This window comes from Clostridium sp. HCS.1 (assembly GCF_047900555.1).
Taxonomy (GTDB): domain Bacteria; phylum Bacillota; class Clostridia; order Clostridiales; family Clostridiaceae; genus Clostridium.
Window position 1 is genome coordinate 35,672 of sequence record NZ_CP170704.1, and the last position, 17,621, is coordinate 53,292.

At 26.7% G+C, this 17,621-nt stretch carries 17 protein-coding genes and 1 tRNA gene; 12 read left to right on the top strand and 6 right to left on the bottom strand.

The window, feature by feature from the left end; genetic code table 11:
* Window positions 1-111 precede the first annotated feature (111 nt).
* Entirely contained in the window at window positions 112-1,344 is a 1,233-nt protein-coding gene (locus ACFYH6_RS00150) for a hypothetical protein (RefSeq protein ID WP_416180454.1), read from the top strand.
* A gap of 101 nt (window positions 1,345-1,445) precedes the next feature.
* Here ACFYH6_RS00150 and ACFYH6_RS00155 read toward each other — a convergent pair whose 3' ends face one another.
* Window positions 1,446-2,690, bottom strand: coding sequence for a L,D-transpeptidase (locus tag ACFYH6_RS00155; protein ID WP_416180453.1), 1,245 nt, complete (start codon window positions 2,688-2,690; stop codon window positions 1,446-1,448).
* A 139-nt stretch (window positions 2,691-2,829) separates the two neighbouring features.
* Here ACFYH6_RS00155 and ACFYH6_RS00160 point away from each other — a divergent pair, with 139 nt between their 5' ends.
* The 9 genes from ACFYH6_RS00160 (at window position 2,830) to ACFYH6_RS00200 (ending at window position 9,704) form a co-directional block, all read left to right on the top strand.
* A complete protein-coding gene (locus tag ACFYH6_RS00160) occupies window positions 2,830-3,591 on the top strand; it encodes a DUF1189 family protein (protein ID WP_316344325.1) in 762 nt (253 codons plus the stop codon).
* Between the two features lie 254 nt (window positions 3,592-3,845).
* Entirely contained in the window at window positions 3,846-4,757 is a 912-nt protein-coding gene (locus ACFYH6_RS00165) for a sensor histidine kinase (RefSeq protein WP_416180460.1), read from the top strand.
* Window positions 4,758-4,838: 81 nt separating this feature from the next.
* Window positions 4,839-4,915 (top strand) — tRNA-Arg (locus tag ACFYH6_RS00170).
* Window positions 4,916-5,084: 169 nt separating this feature from the next.
* Entirely contained in the window at window positions 5,085-6,227 is a 1,143-nt protein-coding gene (locus ACFYH6_RS00175; RefSeq protein WP_416180452.1) for a Card1-like endonuclease domain-containing protein, read from the top strand.
* Between the two features lie 84 nt (window positions 6,228-6,311).
* On the top strand, window positions 6,312-7,676 hold the full coding sequence (locus tag ACFYH6_RS00180; RefSeq protein ID WP_416180451.1) for a 6-phospho-beta-glucosidase: 1,365 nt from the start codon (window positions 6,312-6,314) through the stop codon (window positions 7,674-7,676).
* A gap of 138 nt (window positions 7,677-7,814) precedes the next feature.
* Window positions 7,815-8,393 (top strand): DJ-1/PfpI family protein, encoded by a 579-nt coding sequence (locus ACFYH6_RS00185; RefSeq protein WP_416180450.1) that lies wholly within the window; start codon window positions 7,815-7,817, stop codon window positions 8,391-8,393.
* Window positions 8,394-8,651: 258 nt separating this feature from the next.
* Window positions 8,652-9,017, top strand: a complete 366-nt coding sequence (locus ACFYH6_RS00190) for a DUF2089 domain-containing protein (RefSeq protein WP_416180449.1) — start codon at window positions 8,652-8,654, stop codon at window positions 9,015-9,017.
* A 22-nt stretch (window positions 9,018-9,039) separates the two neighbouring features.
* The gene (locus ACFYH6_RS00195; protein ID WP_316345223.1) at window positions 9,040-9,423 is read left to right on the top strand and encodes a hypothetical protein; all 384 of its coding nucleotides are present in this window, start codon (window positions 9,040-9,042) and stop codon (window positions 9,421-9,423) included.
* A gap of 8 nt (window positions 9,424-9,431) precedes the next feature.
* Window positions 9,432-9,704, top strand: coding sequence for a hypothetical protein (locus tag ACFYH6_RS00200; protein WP_316345224.1), 273 nt, complete (start codon window positions 9,432-9,434; stop codon window positions 9,702-9,704).
* 22 nt (window positions 9,705-9,726) lie between these two features.
* Here the strand turns inward: ACFYH6_RS00200 and ACFYH6_RS00205 are convergent, their stop codons facing one another.
* The 5 genes from ACFYH6_RS00205 to ACFYH6_RS00225 form a co-directional block, all read right to left on the bottom strand.
* Window positions 9,727-10,527, bottom strand: coding sequence for a MurR/RpiR family transcriptional regulator (locus ACFYH6_RS00205; protein WP_416180448.1), 801 nt, complete (start codon window positions 10,525-10,527; stop codon window positions 9,727-9,729).
* A 92-nt stretch (window positions 10,528-10,619) separates the two neighbouring features.
* Window positions 10,620-10,994 carry a DUF6262 family protein gene (locus ACFYH6_RS00210; RefSeq protein WP_416180552.1) on the bottom strand — a complete coding sequence of 125 codons (375 nt, stop codon included), beginning with the start codon at window positions 10,992-10,994 and terminating at the stop codon, window positions 10,620-10,622.
* Window positions 10,994-12,958, bottom strand: coding sequence for a tyrosine-type recombinase/integrase (locus ACFYH6_RS00215; RefSeq protein WP_416180551.1), 1,965 nt, complete (start codon window positions 12,956-12,958; stop codon window positions 10,994-10,996). Before ACFYH6_RS00215 ends, ACFYH6_RS00210 begins: the two co-directional genes overlap by 1 nt.
* Window positions 12,951-14,078 carry a tyrosine-type recombinase/integrase gene (locus ACFYH6_RS00220; protein ID WP_416180550.1) on the bottom strand — a complete coding sequence of 376 codons (1,128 nt, stop codon included), beginning with the start codon at window positions 14,076-14,078 and terminating at the stop codon, window positions 12,951-12,953. The genes ACFYH6_RS00215 and ACFYH6_RS00220 overlap by 8 nt, the downstream gene beginning before the upstream one ends.
* Window positions 14,079-14,252: 174 nt before the next feature.
* On the bottom strand, window positions 14,253-15,140 hold the full coding sequence (locus ACFYH6_RS00225; RefSeq protein WP_316345227.1) for a phosphatidylserine decarboxylase: 888 nt from the start codon (window positions 15,138-15,140) through the stop codon (window positions 14,253-14,255).
* Between the two features lie 271 nt (window positions 15,141-15,411).
* Between ACFYH6_RS00225 and ACFYH6_RS00230 the strand changes: the two genes are divergently transcribed.
* Together ACFYH6_RS00230 and ACFYH6_RS00235 are read left to right on the top strand one after the other, a co-directional pair.
* Window positions 15,412-15,741 carry a DUF1622 domain-containing protein gene (locus ACFYH6_RS00230; RefSeq protein WP_316345229.1) on the top strand — a complete coding sequence of 110 codons (330 nt, stop codon included), beginning with the start codon at window positions 15,412-15,414 and terminating at the stop codon, window positions 15,739-15,741.
* Between the two features lie 134 nt (window positions 15,742-15,875).
* Window positions 15,876-17,600 carry a ferredoxin hydrogenase gene (locus ACFYH6_RS00235; RefSeq protein ID WP_416180527.1) on the top strand — a complete coding sequence of 575 codons (1,725 nt, stop codon included), beginning with the start codon at window positions 15,876-15,878 and terminating at the stop codon, window positions 17,598-17,600.
* Window positions 17,601-17,621 lie beyond the last annotated feature (21 nt).

Below are 17,621 nucleotides of genomic sequence, written 5' to 3' on the forward strand. Positions count from 1 at the left end.
CTTTTAATTATTATAAATAAATAATACCATAAAATGAAATAATTAATTAATTTATAGATACATTTTATGTGGTATACTTTCCATAAGAATTCATATATAGGGGAGGTAGTAATGAAAAATAAAAAAATCACAGTAGTAATAGCTTCTATAATAGCAATTATATTTATTATTATTTTTAGCATTTCCGTTTATAAGAATAATAATGAAAAAAATATGATTAATAAAATAGAGTCACAAATTGCAAATGGAAGTTATGAGGAAGCTATAGAATCCATAAATCAATCTAAGAATAATGATATGTTGACTTTATATAAAAATATACTAGAAGACTTTTTAGAAATAAAAAATGAAGGTAATATTGATAAAGCAAAAGACAAGATTGATAAATTTAAAGAAAATTATAATACTTATATAAGTAATGAAACATTTAATACATTAAATGAAGACATATTAAAAATCGAAGAAAAGATAAAAAATTATTATATTGAAATTAGCCAGGCTAAGGAGGAAATATCTGTAGCCATTAATGAAAATATATCTTTAGCAAAAGAACTAATGGATAAGTTTAAAGAAAAGTATCCTAATGAGGATATCTCAAATCTTGATGAAGCATATAATAATAAATTAAATGAGTTAAAAGAAGAAGCAGAAAAGGAAGAAGAAGAAATAGTAGAAGAATCTAATCCTGCAGTTAATAGCTCTGAAAATAATAATAATAGAAATATAGCTAAACTAGGAATTGAAAACACAGTAGCTTCTAAGCGTTCTAGCCAGATAATAACTGTCGTAAGTAAAGGGGGTTCTTACGGTGAATTAGTATTCTGGGAAAAAGATAGCAATGGTGATTGGAACTTAGTGGACAAGGTTTCAGCTAGATTAGGACAAAATGGAATGAAAGCAGCCAGTGAGGTTTATGAAATGGATAAGAGTACTCCAACAGGAATATATTCATTAACAGAGGCTTTTGGAATAAATGCTGATCCAGGAAGTAATATTAGATACAGACAATTAGATGGTACTGAATATTGGGTAGATGACGTAAATTCAGAGTTTTATAACACTATGCAGTTTGGAGATCCAAATGGAAGATGGGATTCAGCAGAAAAACTAATTGAGTTTCAGGGGTACTATAACTATTCATTAGTTATAGACTATAATAGATGGCCAGTGATTCCTGGTAAGAGTTCAGCTATATTCTTACATTGTGATTTAGGATCATATACATATGGATGCGTTGCAATACCGCAAGAAAATTTAGTTAATATTATTAATAGATTAGATCCAGAAAAAGATCCTTTTATAATAATGGACTTTTCTTATCAAGATATATACACCAAATATTAATATTGCTATATAAAAAATATAATTTAATAACTTTTAAAGTTTGTAGATTAAAAACTTTAAAAATAAATTGGAGCTATCTTTTAATAATAGCTCCAATTTATTTAATTTATAATTATTTTTGTTCCGTTATCAATATTATCATATAACCATTTAGCATCTTCTACAGCTAATCGGATACATCCATGGGACGCTGGAGTGCCTAAGGTATAATCTACTATATTTTCCTTACTTTCGTCAAATGGAAGGGAATGAAATAGATAATCACCCATAAATTGAACCCAATACTTAGCCCCTTGTTGAAATTCTTCTGAAAAGAACCAATCACCTCTATTAGTAACAGAAAAAATACCTTTAGGAGTTTCTTTACCTTCTATACCTGTTGAACTATTAAATTCTTTCACTAGATTCCAATTATTATTTGATTTTTCATAAACATATGTTATTTGTTTAGCTAAATTTAAATAAACTAAGTAAGAAGTTTTACTAGATATAGAAAAACTATTTATATTACTTGGAGTTATTTCTTGAAGTATTGCATTAGAAGTATATTGAGAATCATCTTCTTGATATTCTTCTCTAAATAGTTTAATTGAATTAATTTTATTTTCAATTTCTATTATTTCATCTTTAGTTAAAAGATTTTCATCATAATTAGATAAAATGTTAATTGCTTTTGTGTAATATTTATTAGCTACTAATTCATCAACACTTTCAAGTAAATAATTTTTATAATTTGATTCAAAATCTTCTATATATCCTTTAGCTATTTCATAATCCTTAGGTGAAGACTTATCAATTAAATGAAAGTATTCCATAGAAGTTGAATAATCTTTTTCGTTAAAAGCTGCTATACCTAGATTTAAATAGCTATCTTCATTATATTTAAAGTTATTGTCAGAATTAATTGCATTATTAGTAGAATTTGAAATGGCTGTAGTATCTGAAGAATCAATATATTTATCATTTAATGCAGCAATTAACTTATCTAAAGATGAATTTAATACATTATAACTTTTAATTTCATTTAATATTTCTAAAGCATAACTAGGGCTGATTTCATTATTAGATAAAGATGAACATATTTTATTAACTATATTAGTAAAGTAAGAAGTTAAATCAGTATTAAGCTTAGTCTTTTTTACAGTTAAAGCTTTATTATTTATTACAGATTTTGCATCAGAAAAATCATGATTATTAAAGCTATAATAAAATTCAGATGTTAATTCTTCATATTGTGAATTAAAATAAATATTTGCAGTAAATCCTAGTAGTATTAACAAAAGGAAAATAGAGAATAATTTAAAGATAGAAAATCTATTTCTCTTTTTGGATTTATCACTATACATTTTTAGACCTCCTTAAAACATATATTATAATCATTAACAAAAGTGCTAAATTTTAACCCTAAAAATTAAAATTTATAAAAATACACCATTGTGTGTTAAAATATTATAAGTAGGAAATATCTAAGGAGTTTAAGGAATCATGAATGAAAAAATTAGCTTTGCAAAAAAAATAAAAATTAGTATAACTAGTATAAAGGGATATAATGATTTAATAAAAGAAAAGCTTTCAAAAGCAATTATTTATTCAATAATATTCTCTTTAATAATTGGTGTTATACAAGGTATAGTAAGCTTTGTAACTATTAGTTCTATACAAAATACTATGGAAAAGGTTATTTCATCAGATGAGTTTAAATTTACTTTTCAAGATGGAATATTAAATTTTGAAAATTCCCCTATAAAAAGCGAGGAAGGAAGAAATATAGTATATATTGATACAAATATTTCTTTAGATGAAAAAGAAAGTATAAGGAGCATAGTAGTACATAAAGATGTATCTATTGCTATATTAAAAGATGGAATATCTTTTAGACTTAATGGAGAGGAAACAAATTTTAAGTTTAGTGAAGTACCTCTAGTAGGACAAATAAATAATGAAATGCTATTAAAATCACTAAATATTATAGGAATAGCTAAATACATAGCTTTTGTTAGCTCTATAATATTAACTTATATTATATTTATGTTAAATTCCTTAATACTTTCTGTAATAGGTCTAATTTTAAATGGAATAAATAAATTAGGTCTAAAGTATGAGAATATACTTAAGATATCTATATATGCTACAACTACACCAACAATACTTGGATTAATATTTCCACTAGGAACTTATGGTATATTAATTTCAGGAATGTATTTTATAATAGTAGTTAATTATTTAAGAATTAAAAATGAAGTATAAAAACAATAAATGATGTTTAAAATATACCTCAAATGTTAGATATAAAAATCTAATATTTGGGGTATTTAGTATTTGTAGAGAAAAATAAATATATAAGTAGAATAATAGTATTATATTTATATAATAATATAACAATATAGCACAATAAATGGAAAAAAATACAAAAAAATCTTGTTGTAAAAATGTGCATATGATAAACTATAAATATGGGGTTAAAAATTAAATATAAACCTGTTATGAAAGGAATTATTATGATGATTAATAACGAATTTATAGAGAGGGACTTATTATCAAATAAGGATAAGTTAAATGAATTTTTTTTGAGAAGTGGAAGGGACTTAACAAAAGATGATTTAGTGAGTGTCATAACAGAAACAATTAAAAAAAATGCAAGACAAGAGGATTTTTTGCTGAATATTTCTCATGACCTAAGAGGACATTTAAATGTAATCTTAAGCGTTATGCAGGTGATAAATTATGGGTGCACATGTGTAACAGATAAAAAGGCTAGAGAATATTTAGAAATAATAAGAAAAAATAGTCTTAAAATGCTTAGGTTGGTTAATAATTTAATAGATACTACAAAGTTAGAAAATAATTATTATGTTCTAAATAAGAAGAATTTAGATATTATTTCTATGATTGAAAGCACAGTAAATTGTATAGATAAATATGCTAAACAAAAAAATATACAGTTAATATTTGATACAAATGAAGAAGAGTGCATAATGGCAATAGATCCAGAAGCCATGGATAGAATAATTATGAATTTGTTATCTAATGCTATAAAGTTTTCTTACAGTAATACAAATGTATATATTGATATATTTGTATTAAATAATGAAATTAAAATTTCAGTAAGAGATGAAGGACCAGGAATTGCAAAGGAATATCAAGAAAAAATCTTTAATAGGTTTTATCAAATGGAAAATAATAAAGATAAGGATACTATAGGAAGTGGTATAGGATTAGATTTGGTTCATTATCTAGTTAAAGCTATGGATGGGGAAATTATAGTAAATAGTGATGAGGGAAAAGGCTGTGAATTCATAATTACACTACCTATAACAAATGTTAAAGAAACAGAAAATTACTGTTTAAATGATGATAAAAGTAACAAGATTCAAATGCTAGAGATAGAATTTTCAGATATATATAATAATTAAATTTTTAAGGATTAAATATAGTTGCTTGATTTATTATAGCAGTTATGATAATATAATTTATGTTGAAAAACTATATTATATGCGGTGGTAGCTCAGTTGGATAGAGTAGCTGGCTACGAACCAGTTGGTCGGGGGTTCGAATCCTCTCCGCCGTACCAAAAGGCCTTACAAATTATTTATTTGTAAGGTTTTTTTATTTAAGAATATAAGAATAAGTAAAAAAAGTTTAGAAATCTAAGCTTTTTCTTTTTTTATATATAAATAGGATAAACTCATATGCTTTAGGACAAATTAAAAATATATTTTATTTATAAGAGGAAAAGTTATATGAATATAGAGATTTTAATAAATCAAGTAGATAAAAATAATGAATTTAATATACTTGCAACAAGAAGATTTAAGCCAAAAGAAGTTATATTTATATATAAAAAAGAAGATGAATCTTTTTTGAAATCATTGAAAAATTATTATAAAACTTATCTTCCTAATGTAAGTTTTAAGGAATTCATGGTTATTGAAGGAGATATAAAAGAATTAAATAGGATAATATCTTATAATAATAAGGAAACATTAGTAAATTTAACAGGGGGAAGTAGAATAAATTCTTTAGGAATGCTAGATATATGTAAAAATAAAGCTATAAGAGCTGTATACATAGATATAAAAAATAAATGTCTATATCTATTTGATAATAAGGTAGAAATAATAAAAGAAGAATTTGAAGATATGGAATTAGATAAGATTATAAAAGCAAGTGGGGGAGAAGTAATAAATGATTCTACTAAATTATCTAGCAAGAAGGATTTAATTTTATTAACTAAAGGAATTTATAAAAATTTAGAAATTTGGCATAGATATAAACAAAAGTTATATGACTCTAACATTTTTATTCACTATGTTGAAGAGCCACAGATAATTAAGATAAATTTAGAGTTGTTAAGTAAAGAAGAGAGGGATATTTTAAGGAAAGTACTTATATACTTAAAAGAAATAGGAGGAATAGAATATAGTAATGAAAAGAATAATATAAAAGTTTTCTTTAAGAATGAATATTTAAAGTCTTTTATATTTAAAAGTGGAACATGGCTAGAAGTAGCAACAAATAACATAATTAATGAGATTAAAGAAATAGATGAAGTAAGAAGTGGAGTTATGTTCTTATGGAATGATAAAAGTAAAGTAGTTAGAAATGAATTAGATGTAGTTGCAGTTAAGGATTCTATTGTTATTTGTATTTCTTGTAAGGATAGTGATAAGTATAATGAAAATGCTTTAAATGAATTAGATGTATATAGCAATAAAATAGGCGGTAAAAATGTATATAAGATTTTAGTAGCTACAAAGGAACCAATTAAACCTTCTGTTAAAGATAGGGCAAAAGAAATGGGAATAAGTATTATAATTTTTGATGGGAAGGAAGAAAAATTTAAAAATCAAATAAAAGAAGTTATATCTAAAATCAAAGATTAGATTTTCAAATTTTGAAATTGTTTACTTTAAAATGTGTGTATAATAGGGTTATAAAATAAAAATATAAAAGTGGGGGTTAGGATTATGGAAAAGAAGCCTTTAAAGATTGTTACAATAGGTGGAGGATCAAGCTATACACCTGAATTAGTAGAGGGATTAATTAAAAGATATGATGAGATGCCAGTAAGTGATTATTGGTTAGTTGATATTGAAGATGGAAAAGAAAAGTTGGAAATAGTTGGAGCGTTAGCTAAGAGAATGGTTGAAAAAGCTGGAGTTCCAATGAATATTCATTTAACTTTAGATAGAAGAGAAGCTTTAAAAGATGCAGATTTCGTTACTACTCAATTAAGAGTTGGCTTATTAAAAGCAAGATGTAAGGATGAAAGAATTCCATTAAGTCATGGATTTTTAGGACAAGAAACTAATGGAGCAGGTGGTTTATTTAAAGCATTAAGAACAGTTCCAGTAATATTAGATATAGCAAAGGATATGAAAGAACTATGTCCAAATGCCTGGTTAATAAACTTTACAAATCCAGCAGGTATAGTAACTGAAGCTTTATTAAGATATGGAGTTCATAAGAAGGTAATAGGAGTATGTAATGTTCCAATAGGATTAGAATACTCCTTTGCAGATATATTAGGAGTAGATAAGGATAAGATAACTGTAGATTTTGCAGGATTAAATCATATGGTTTATGCAGAAAGAGTTTACAATGATGGAAAAGATGTTACAGATGAAGTTATAAGAATATTAACATCACCTGATACAAAGAGCCAAACAATGGCAAACATCAAGGACTTAGGTTGGGATGTTGCTACATTTAAGGCTTTTGGTGTAATACCTTGTCCATATCATAGATATTACTATAAAACTAAAGAGATGCTTAATGATGAGTTAGAAGGCTTTAAGAGTGGTAAAACTAGAGCTGAAGTAGTTATGGAAGTTGAAAAGAAATTATTTGAAATGTATAAGGATGTTAATTTACAAGACAAGCCTGAAGAATTAGCAAAACGTGGTGGAGCTCACTATTCAGATGTTGCATGTAATGTAATTAATGGAATTTATAATGATAAAAATACTATAATTGCAGTAAATACAAAAAATAATGGAACATTAAAGCAATTTGAAGATGAATCTGCTATTGAAGTAAGTTGTTACGTAGGGAAAAATGGTCCAGTTCCAGTAGAAACTGTTACTGATTTGCCTATATTTGCACAAGGATTAGTAGGACAAATTAAGGCTTTTGAAAGATTAGCAGCTGAAGCAGCTTATACAGGAAATTATAATACTGCACTTTTAGCAATGGTAACAAACCCATTAATTGCTGATGATGTAAGAGGAAGAAAATTATTAAATGAAATGTTAGTTGCTCATAAAGATTATTTACCACAATTTAAAGATGTAATAGAAAAAATTGAAATGGTAGAAAGAGCAGAATTTTAATAGAATAATTGTAGATTAAGGAGTTTAATTTTTAAAGTTAAGCTCCTTTTAGTTTTAAATATTTATTCAATAGGTGATATAATTATATTATAAAAGTCACTAGATTTTATGAGAATAGTATTGAAAAGAGGGTGTAAAATGGGTAAAGTATTAGTTTTTATTTTTGATGGAATGACAGATTATGAAACAACATTAATTAGCCACTTATTATGTGCAGATGCTGGAAAGGAAGTAATTCCAATTGCATATGATGAAAGTTTAATTAAAGGAAGATCAGGATTTATATATAAGCCTGAAAAAGTAATTAGTGATATTTTAACTGAGGAGGTTGAAGGTTTAATAATTTCTGGTGGATGGTTTAAAGAAATAAAAGAAGAGTTTGTAGATTTAATTAATGATTTAAACTCTCAAGGAAAGCTTATAGGAGGAATATGTGGAGCAGGAACACTAGCTCTAGCAAAGTCTGGGGTATTAAATGATGTAAAATACACAACTCCTATAGTTGAGTGGAATGAGGAATATGTATATAGATATGGAGAAGAAGATCCTTTTCCAAGAGATAATTTTGTATTAGAGAGAGTTGTAAGAGACGGTAACATTATAACTGCACAAGGGGCAGCATTTATAGATTTTGCTGTTGAAATCTGTGACTGGTTTAACTTATTCGAGAATGAAGAGGATAAAGAGAACTTTATTAATATTATTAAAGGTTTATAAAACAAAACTTAAAAAATATATAAAAGCTAGTAGTTATGATTAAATAAAAAATACAGTAATAAGGATTTAGTTTAGCTAAATCCTTTTTTATATAACTAATAAAGTGGTGATTTGATAATATTAATAAATATATTAATATTATTAATTCATACAACAATATTAATTAAAATAATTAATTTTATAATAAAAATAATTAATAAAATTATTGACAAATATATAGAAGGAGAATAGTATATAAGTAACAGGAGGGATAGTAGAATGTATAAGATAATAACTTCTTGTCCAGTATGTAACAAGAAAATGAAAGCTACTAGATTAAAATGCTCATCATGTAATACTATTATTGAAAATGAGTTTGAGTTTACTAAGTTTGATTACTTATCTAATGACCAACTTAAATTTATAGAAGTCTTTATTATGTGTAGAGGAAATATTAAAGATGTAGAAAAACAACTAGGAATTTCTTATCCAACAGTTAGAGCAAAACTAGATGAAGTAATAAATACATTAGGATATAAAAATAATTCCAAACCTTTAAAAACATCCACTAGCGATGTTATAGAAGCATTAGAAAAGGGAGAAATTTCTACTGAAGAAGCTATAGAGAGAATGAAAGAAGAATAATAAATATGTGGAGGGAATAGGAATGAGAGAAGATTTAGTAAAGGTATTAACCATGCTATCAGAAGGAAAGCTTAATGTAGAAAAAAGTTCGGAATTAATTGAGGCAATGTATAAGAAGGAGGAAAAAGACTTACAAGTTATCCAAAGTAATTATGATAAAAGAATGCTTAGGGTATATGTAGATTCAAAAGAGGGAGACAATGTAAGAGTTAATTTACCTATAGCTGTTATAACAGCTATACTTAAAGCAACAGGGAAACTACCAATTAAAAACACGGAAATGCAAGGTATTGATTTTGAAATGCTAAGTCAATCAATAATTGCTGCATTAGATAATGAGATGCTAGGAGAGATAGTAACTGTAGATTCAAGCAATGGTGATATTGTAAGAGTTGTTATTGAATAGGTAGGAAAATGAAAGTAGTAGTAAAGTCAGAGGAAATAAACCTTAATTTATATATACCAATGTTTGTTTTAACTAGTGGAATAAGACTTACAAAGTTTATAAATAAAAGTTATAACAAGGATAATAAATCTGATAAAAGCATTGAAAAGGCTATTAAGTATATAGATTATGTGGATATTGATATTATTATGTCTGCCATTAAAGAATTAAAGAAATATAAGGGGTTAACATTAGTTGAGGTAAAAGCTAGTGATGGAACTTATGTATTAATAAAGATATAAAAGGGTTGCTTAGGCAGCCCTTTTAATTTTTATACATACTTCCATATCTAGTATATATGTATTCAATAAGATAACTTAAATCGTATCTATGGTTTTGAGTGTATTCATTTGAATCATTTCTATGAGGAAGATAAATTATATAATCACTTCTTTTTTCATAATGAGGGTTTTCCTTTTCAGTAATAACCACTACCTTAGCAGGACTACTTTCTATTTGTCTCCATAAGCGTTCATGATAGATAGTAAATCTAGCTGAGGGAGAAATTAATATTGCCAAGGAGTTTTCATCTAACTCACTAGCTAGTTTTTCTTGTTCTTGTACATCATTTGCATTATAAATTATCTTCGAAAGATTAACTAATTTTCTTTGAAGATCTTGAGCCATTAATTGTGAAAATTGAGTTCCAAATATACAAACATTACTGCTACTATAAATTAACTCTATAACTCTATCTACTATTTTTAAATCAACAAAGGATTTAAAAGTTTCAATTTCATTTATTATTTCAAGAGACATATTATTTAACATAGACTCTCTTGATATTTCATAGTTTATTGATTTGGGTTTCATAAGGCCTTCATTATAACTATCTATGTTTATTTTTATATTCTCCTTAAATTCAATAAAAGTAGAATAGCCAAGCTTATGACAAAATCTTGTTATTGCAGCAGGAGAGGTATAACAAAGCTCAGATAACTTATTAATAGACATATTAGGAATTATACGAATATTTCTAAGCATAGTAAGAGCTATATTATAATTTATATCAGTTTCTTTACTACTATTTAAATATAATAGAAGTCTGTATATTAAATCCCCCATAAGTTTCAACTCCTTAAGATATCTAGTGTATATTTCAACACAAGCCTTGATTTTACTTGTTTTATACATAGACTACATATAATCTATGTAGTCTATAATTTTTCATATAACTTACCTCTAAGAACTTCTAATTGTTCTTTGAGCTTTTTATTTTCTTCTTCTAATTCTTTTATCTTTTTATCTTTAGCCATTATGATAATATCTTTTGCTTTAGAAGTTTTATCATATTTGGCTCTTTGATTGATAGTTCTGCTTACTTGTTTATCTCTAAGTTCTTCAATTCTTTTTTTGATTTCTTGGTTGTTATAGAGGAATGTCTTAGACACTCCACTAAGTTGTGAAACACTATTAAAGTTAATTTTATGTTCAGTCAATGAGAGTTCTCTAATAGCCTTATCGACCTTATCTAAAGCCATTTGTGATCTTTGTTTAGCATATTCTTTTAATCCTTTAGTATTATCAGCCATTAAACTATATCCTCCCTTGACTTGCCATTCTTATGAACTAATTTATGTTCTTTAACTTTTTCTAATGTTTGTTCTAATATATTTAAATACTGTTTATTCTTTTCTGCCCAAAGTTCTCTACCACATCTATTACTTATTTCAATTTGCTGCTTAACCTTTTCTATTTCTTCTTCATATTCAGGGATATTCTCAACTGTAGTACAGAAACTTCCACAAGTTAAACAATGATTCATTTGTTGCTTACAAGGTGCTTTAGAAGGTTTAAAGCATACTCCAAAAGGAACTCTTACAGCATCTAAATTCTTTTTAACATATTCATATCTAATAAGATTTTCACCTTCATCAGAGGATGGATCTACTTCAATAAGTTCATTATTTGTAGTATCAACTTTAAATAATTCTAAGTCCTCTGTATTCTTCCATTTTTCATATAATACATTTTCTGAAACAGTAGCATAATGAACTGTCATTTGTAGGCTTTGATGTCCTAAAATCTGTTGTATAACACTTATACCCATACCTTGCTCTACATATTCTTTTGCTCTTGTATGCCTTAGAGAATGAAGTCTAAAGTGATATAATTCACCATTAGCATCTCTAATATCTTTTTTAACTATTAATCTTTTAATAGTTCTTAGTAAACCTTCTTTTGCTAACGGTTTTCCTTTAAGTTTTCCTTCATAAGTATTAAATAAATACTTATTAGGATTGTTTTCTTCTGTGCTTGACTCCTTTGCTTTATCAATAGCTTTTTGAACCATTTCAGCAACTTTATCCCTTATAGGTATTTTGAGTTGTGCTATACCTGTTTTAGTTATTTCACCACAAAGATAGTAGTTATATTTTTCTTCTTTGTTATTCCACACTTGCTCTAAACAATTATCATATCTAAGATTTAATATATCAGTTCCACGCCAACCCGTTTCACGAAGTAAAATATAAATCGGTATAAACTGTAGTCTATCTAAATCCATAATATTATTATCTAATTGTTTTAATATAGGTTCTGGAATAAATTTTGCTTTTTTAACTTCATCTTTATTTAATTCCCTTTTAGGAATATCATCTTGAAATATTAAAAATGATACCTCCTTTTTAGGTGCTTTATCGTATTGAGCAATTTGAATATATTCTAAAAATGTTCTTATATAAGATATATATTTACTTGTTTCAGTTGGATTTTTTCCTTTTCTTTCATTCCCTATATGGAATAAATATTTCTCAATGTCATTTCTATTTAAATTTTCAATAAAACCGTCATTATATCCGTTTGAGTAAAAATAATTAAAGAAATATTTTAAATGTTTAAGTGTATTAAAGCAAGTCATCCAACTTTTCTTTGTAATAAAAGACCTAAAATATCTTTTAACTATCTCTCTATAATATAATGGAATTTCTATAAAATTTAATGATGTTGCTGTTCTGTCTGATGTTGCACTTTTCTTTACACCTTTAATATTTTTTGAATACCATATATCTTTTTCAGTTTCTTCTCTATCATCATAGAAATCTATTATAAAGTCTATTACAAAATTAGTTATATTGCGCATATGGAGATTACTTGTTTTTACACCTATTTCATTTAAAAATAAAATCCATTTGGTTTGAGTTTTGTTTTTATCTACTTCGCTTAAAGTATTCACTTTTATATACTTATTAAAAAAATAACTTATATTTTTCAAAGATTCAGATTGCCTATCAAACGTGTTTAACTTTATTAAACCATTTTTGAAATTATAAAGAAAATAATATTTAATTTCATTTTTCAAACAAACATTATTAATTCTTTCAAAATTAAAATACCTGTTAGATCTTATTTTTTTACCAACAAAAATATCATGTGTTAAGTCCCACTTATCATTTTCTAACCAATATCCGTTATCTTGTTTAAGATACTCAATTATTTCATCATATTTACTTTGTTGATTACTTTTTATCTCTTGCAAACTTTTCACTTTATTCATCCTCCTCATTATAAATATCCAAATCTAAATTAGGTTGAGTTCTATTGAACTCTTCGGTTATTTCTTCATCAGAAGGGTGTATATAAGTGTTCAAAGTAGTATAAATATTTTTATGTCCTGCCCTTATTCTCAACAGTTCTGGCTGCCATCCTGCCATTCTTAATAATGTCAATGAACTATGCCTAAACATATGTGGAGTAACATATATGCCTGTTACTTTTTTTAATGTTCTAAATAAATTATCTACATCAGTATAATTCATAGGTTTATATTTATTACTTCCACTAAGTTTGATAAATATATGGTTAGTTTCAACTTCTTCTGTATGATATTCTGCAATATATTCCATAAACATATCTGCTAAGTTTTGAGATATATCTATTTTTCGTGGACTTGATACTGTTTTTATTTCAGCATTATTTTCAAGTTCACCTCGGTCTTGTAAATCTATAACCATATCACTTATATCAAAATCTTCAATCCATAAAGACAAGGCTTCGCCGATGCGTATGCCAGTTTCATATAACAAATTCAATAGGAACTTATCTCTAAGGTTGTTACAGGCTCTTATAAGCGTTGCTATTTCTTCTTTAGATAATGTCTTTGGCTTAGATTTAGGGACTTTCAGTTTCAGTATATTGCTTATTACTTTCTTTTGCTCATGAGCTATTCCGTATAAAAAACCTTTAAAGTTTCTACTTGGAGTAGATACAAATTTTCTAAGTCTATCAGAAATATTATTACTGTATTCTTCGTGTCTTAAAATATAATCATAGAATGCTAATACAGTATTAACTATAATATTTACTGTTCTTGGACTTCTTGCTGTATCTACTTGATGTGTAGGAATAACCTTTAAACTTTTATACGGATTCTGCAACCAATTTACAAATAAGGCTAAATCATCAATAGTTACCTTTTGAAAATCTAATTCCCTTTGTTGCAGATACTCAAAATATAGCTTAAGATGTTGGCAATACATTCTTAAAGTATTTCTTGCAAAGTTAGTATTATCTTTAAACCTAATAAACTTTAGTATAGGCTCTATTGGTAAACCATCATCATCTGCTACAAAGTATCTTTCCTTTCCATCTTCTGTTTTTACCTTCACTACTTCCATAGTTCTACATACACCTCTGTAATTTTACTTTATTCTACACTTAGTTTACTATAAACACTATAATCATTTCAACTATATATTTAGTATTCCAAGTATTACATATATTATAAGGGTATATTTAAACTACTATAAATACTATCTAAGTATCTACACTATATTTCTTAAGTAATTATTTTATTTCTTTTTACCTATTGATTCACCCATTAAAACCATAGTTTCATATCCTAAGTTTGATTGATTTATTATATCTTCATCAATTTTAACTGAATCCTTTTTAAATAAAAGTATGGTAGTTGAGCCACCAAATTTAAAATATCCCTTTTCATCTCCTTTATTAACTCTTTTATTAGGAGTATAGCTTTGAATTATTGTACCAACGCAAGTGGCACCAACTTCAATATGAAGTATATCTCCAAAATTATCAGATTTAAATACGCTCCATTCTCTTTTATTCTGACAATAAAGTTTTGGTATTCTTTCAAGAGCAACAGGGTTTACTGAATAATAATTACCTTGTATAAAATGATTTTCTAAAGGAATACCGCTATCTACAAAATGGAATCTATGATAATCAGTTGGACAAAGTCTTAAAACTAGACAAGTACCACCTTCATAATCCTTAGCTAAATCATTATCGCCTATTAATTCAGATAGGCTATAATGTATACCTTTAACTTGTATTAATTTATCTATAGAAATATTTTCATAAGCAAATAATCTACCATCCCCAGGGGAAGCAAGTAAATTATTATCCTTAGTAATAGGTCTAGCTTCTTCTTTTAAAGATCTTACAAAGAAATCATTAAAATTATTAAAATCATCTATTGTATTAGAACTAATATTCATATCTATATTAAAATCTTTTATAAATTTTGATATTTTTTTCTTACTTAAAGAAGAATCACAATATGCACCATATAGCTTAGAAAAGAGTTTTTTCTTTATAAGTAGTTCAGTAAAACTTTTTCCTATAGGGGATTCATAGGACCATTTTATATAATTTCCTCCAGCTACCTTTTCTACTTCATAGTTTTTTGTTTTTCTGTTATATACTTGTATCATAAGTTACCTCATATTAATATATTTTTAGTAATTTATAAAAATATTACCATTTTAATAATTTTTTATAAATTTTTTCCGTCAGTATAGCAGGAGATAGATGTTATATTCTGAGGACTCGGAGTTTACGAGGTCGCAAGAATACCTATCTCCTTTTTATAGTATTATATTACCATAAAATATAAATAAAAAACCTATAGACTATAATTTTACTTTACTTATTTTATATTATCAGAGATAATAATTGGTAAGAATTTCTTAGGGGGTGATTAAAGTGACAGGAAATATTATTGAATTTATAACGCCAATCGTAATACATATATTAGAGCTAATGGGGATAATAATTATTATTATAGGATCTGTAAAAGCTTTCTATACATTTTTAGTAAATATAGTTACTAAAGAGGATATTCCAATTAAAGTAGAATTAGCTAAATCTTTAACCCTTGCTCTTGAATTCAAGCTTGGAGCAGAGATATTAAAGACTGTTATAGTAAGATCATTAGATGAGATGTATATTCTTGCAGCAATAATTATATTAAGAGCAATTTTAGCCGTTGTTATACATTGGGAAATGAAGGCAGATATGGAAAGTAAACATTAAAAAATAATTTCTTTTTCTTTATTAATTTAATTAAAAGATAGTAATTATTTCAGAAAAAGAGTATAATAAATATCGTTAATAATATAACAATAGATGAATAAGGTTCATTACACTAAGTATAGGGGGAAGTTTCGGTGAAAAATATTACTATTAATGGAAATAAAGTTCTAGTAAGTAATGAAGATAATTTGATTAAGATAGCAAGGGAAAATGGAGTTGATATTCCTGCTTTATGTTTTCTTGAAGATTGTGGTAATGTTGGCCAATGTGGAATATGCTTGGTTGAGATAGAAGGACAAGATACTTTAGAAAAGGCCTGTTGCTTAATTCCAAGTGATGGTATGATTATTAATACTAATACTGAGAGAGTTCAAGAAGCTGTAAAGGAAAGAGTTTCAAGTTTATTAGATAAACATGAATTTAAATGTGGACCTTGCAAAAGAAGAGAAAATTGTGAGTTTTTAAAGCTTGTTATTAAGACTAGGTCTAAAGCAAGTAAACCATTTGTTGTTGCAGATAAATCAGAGTATGTAGATGATAGAAGTAAATCAATTGTTATAGATAGAACTAAATGTGTTACTTGTGGAAGATGTGTAGCAGCTTGCAAAACTAAAACTGGAACAGAATCTATAAAGTTTATTGAAGTTAATGGTGAAAATATAATCGGGCCCGATAATTTAAAATGTTTTGATGATACTAATTGTTTATTATGTGGTCAATGTGTAGCTGCATGTCCAGTAGATGCATTATCAGAAAAATCACATATGGATAGAGTAAAAGATGCCTTAGAAAATGAAGATAAACATGTTATTGTTGCTATGGCTCCTTCTGTAAGAACAGCTATGGGTGAATTATTTAAGATGGGCTATGGAGTAGATGTAACAGGGAAGATATATACAGCATTAAGAGAATTAGGTTTCGATAAAATCTTTGATATAAATTTTGGTGCAGATATGACTATAATGGAAGAAGCAACTGAATTAATTGAAAGAATTAAGGTAGGTGGACCATTCCCTATGTTTACTTCTTGTTGTCCAGCCTGGGTAAGACAAGTAGAGAACTATTATCCAAACCTTTTAGAGAATTTATCAAGTGCTAAATCTCCACAACAAATATTTGGAACAGCTAGTAAGACATATTACCCAACTATTTCAGATATAGATCCTAAAAATGTTTTTACAGTAACTATAATGCCATGTACTGCTAAAAAATATGAAGCTGATAGGCCTGAAATGGAGAATAACGGATTAAGAAATATAGATGCAGTAATAACTACAAGAGAATTAGCTAAAATGATTAAAGATGCAAAAATAGATTTTGCTAAACTTGAAGATAGTGAATCGGATCCAGCTATGGGAGAATATACAGGTGCAGGCGCTATATTTGGAGCAACTGGTGGAGTTATGGAGGCAGCATTAAGAACTGCTAAAGACTTTGTTGAAGGCAAGGATTTAGAAAACATAGAATATAAACAAGTAAGAGGACTTGCAGGAATTAAAGAAGCTACTATAGAAATTGGTGGAGATAACTATAATGTAGCAGTAATAAATGGATCTTCAAGCTTATTTGATTTCGTAAATAGTGGAAAATTAGATGAAAAAAAATATCACTTTATTGAAGTTATGGCATGTCCTGGTGGATGTGTAAATGGTGGTGGTCAACCTCATGTTAATGCATCTGATAGATTAACTATGGACATTAGAAGTGTAAGAGCATCAGTATTATATAATCAAGATAAAAACTTAAAGAAGAGAAAATCTCATGAAAATGTAGCTTTAAATAATATGTATGATAATTATATGGGTAAACCAGGCCACGGAAAGGCTCATGAATTACTTCATATGAGTTATAATAAATAAAATATAAATTTCAGAAGGATA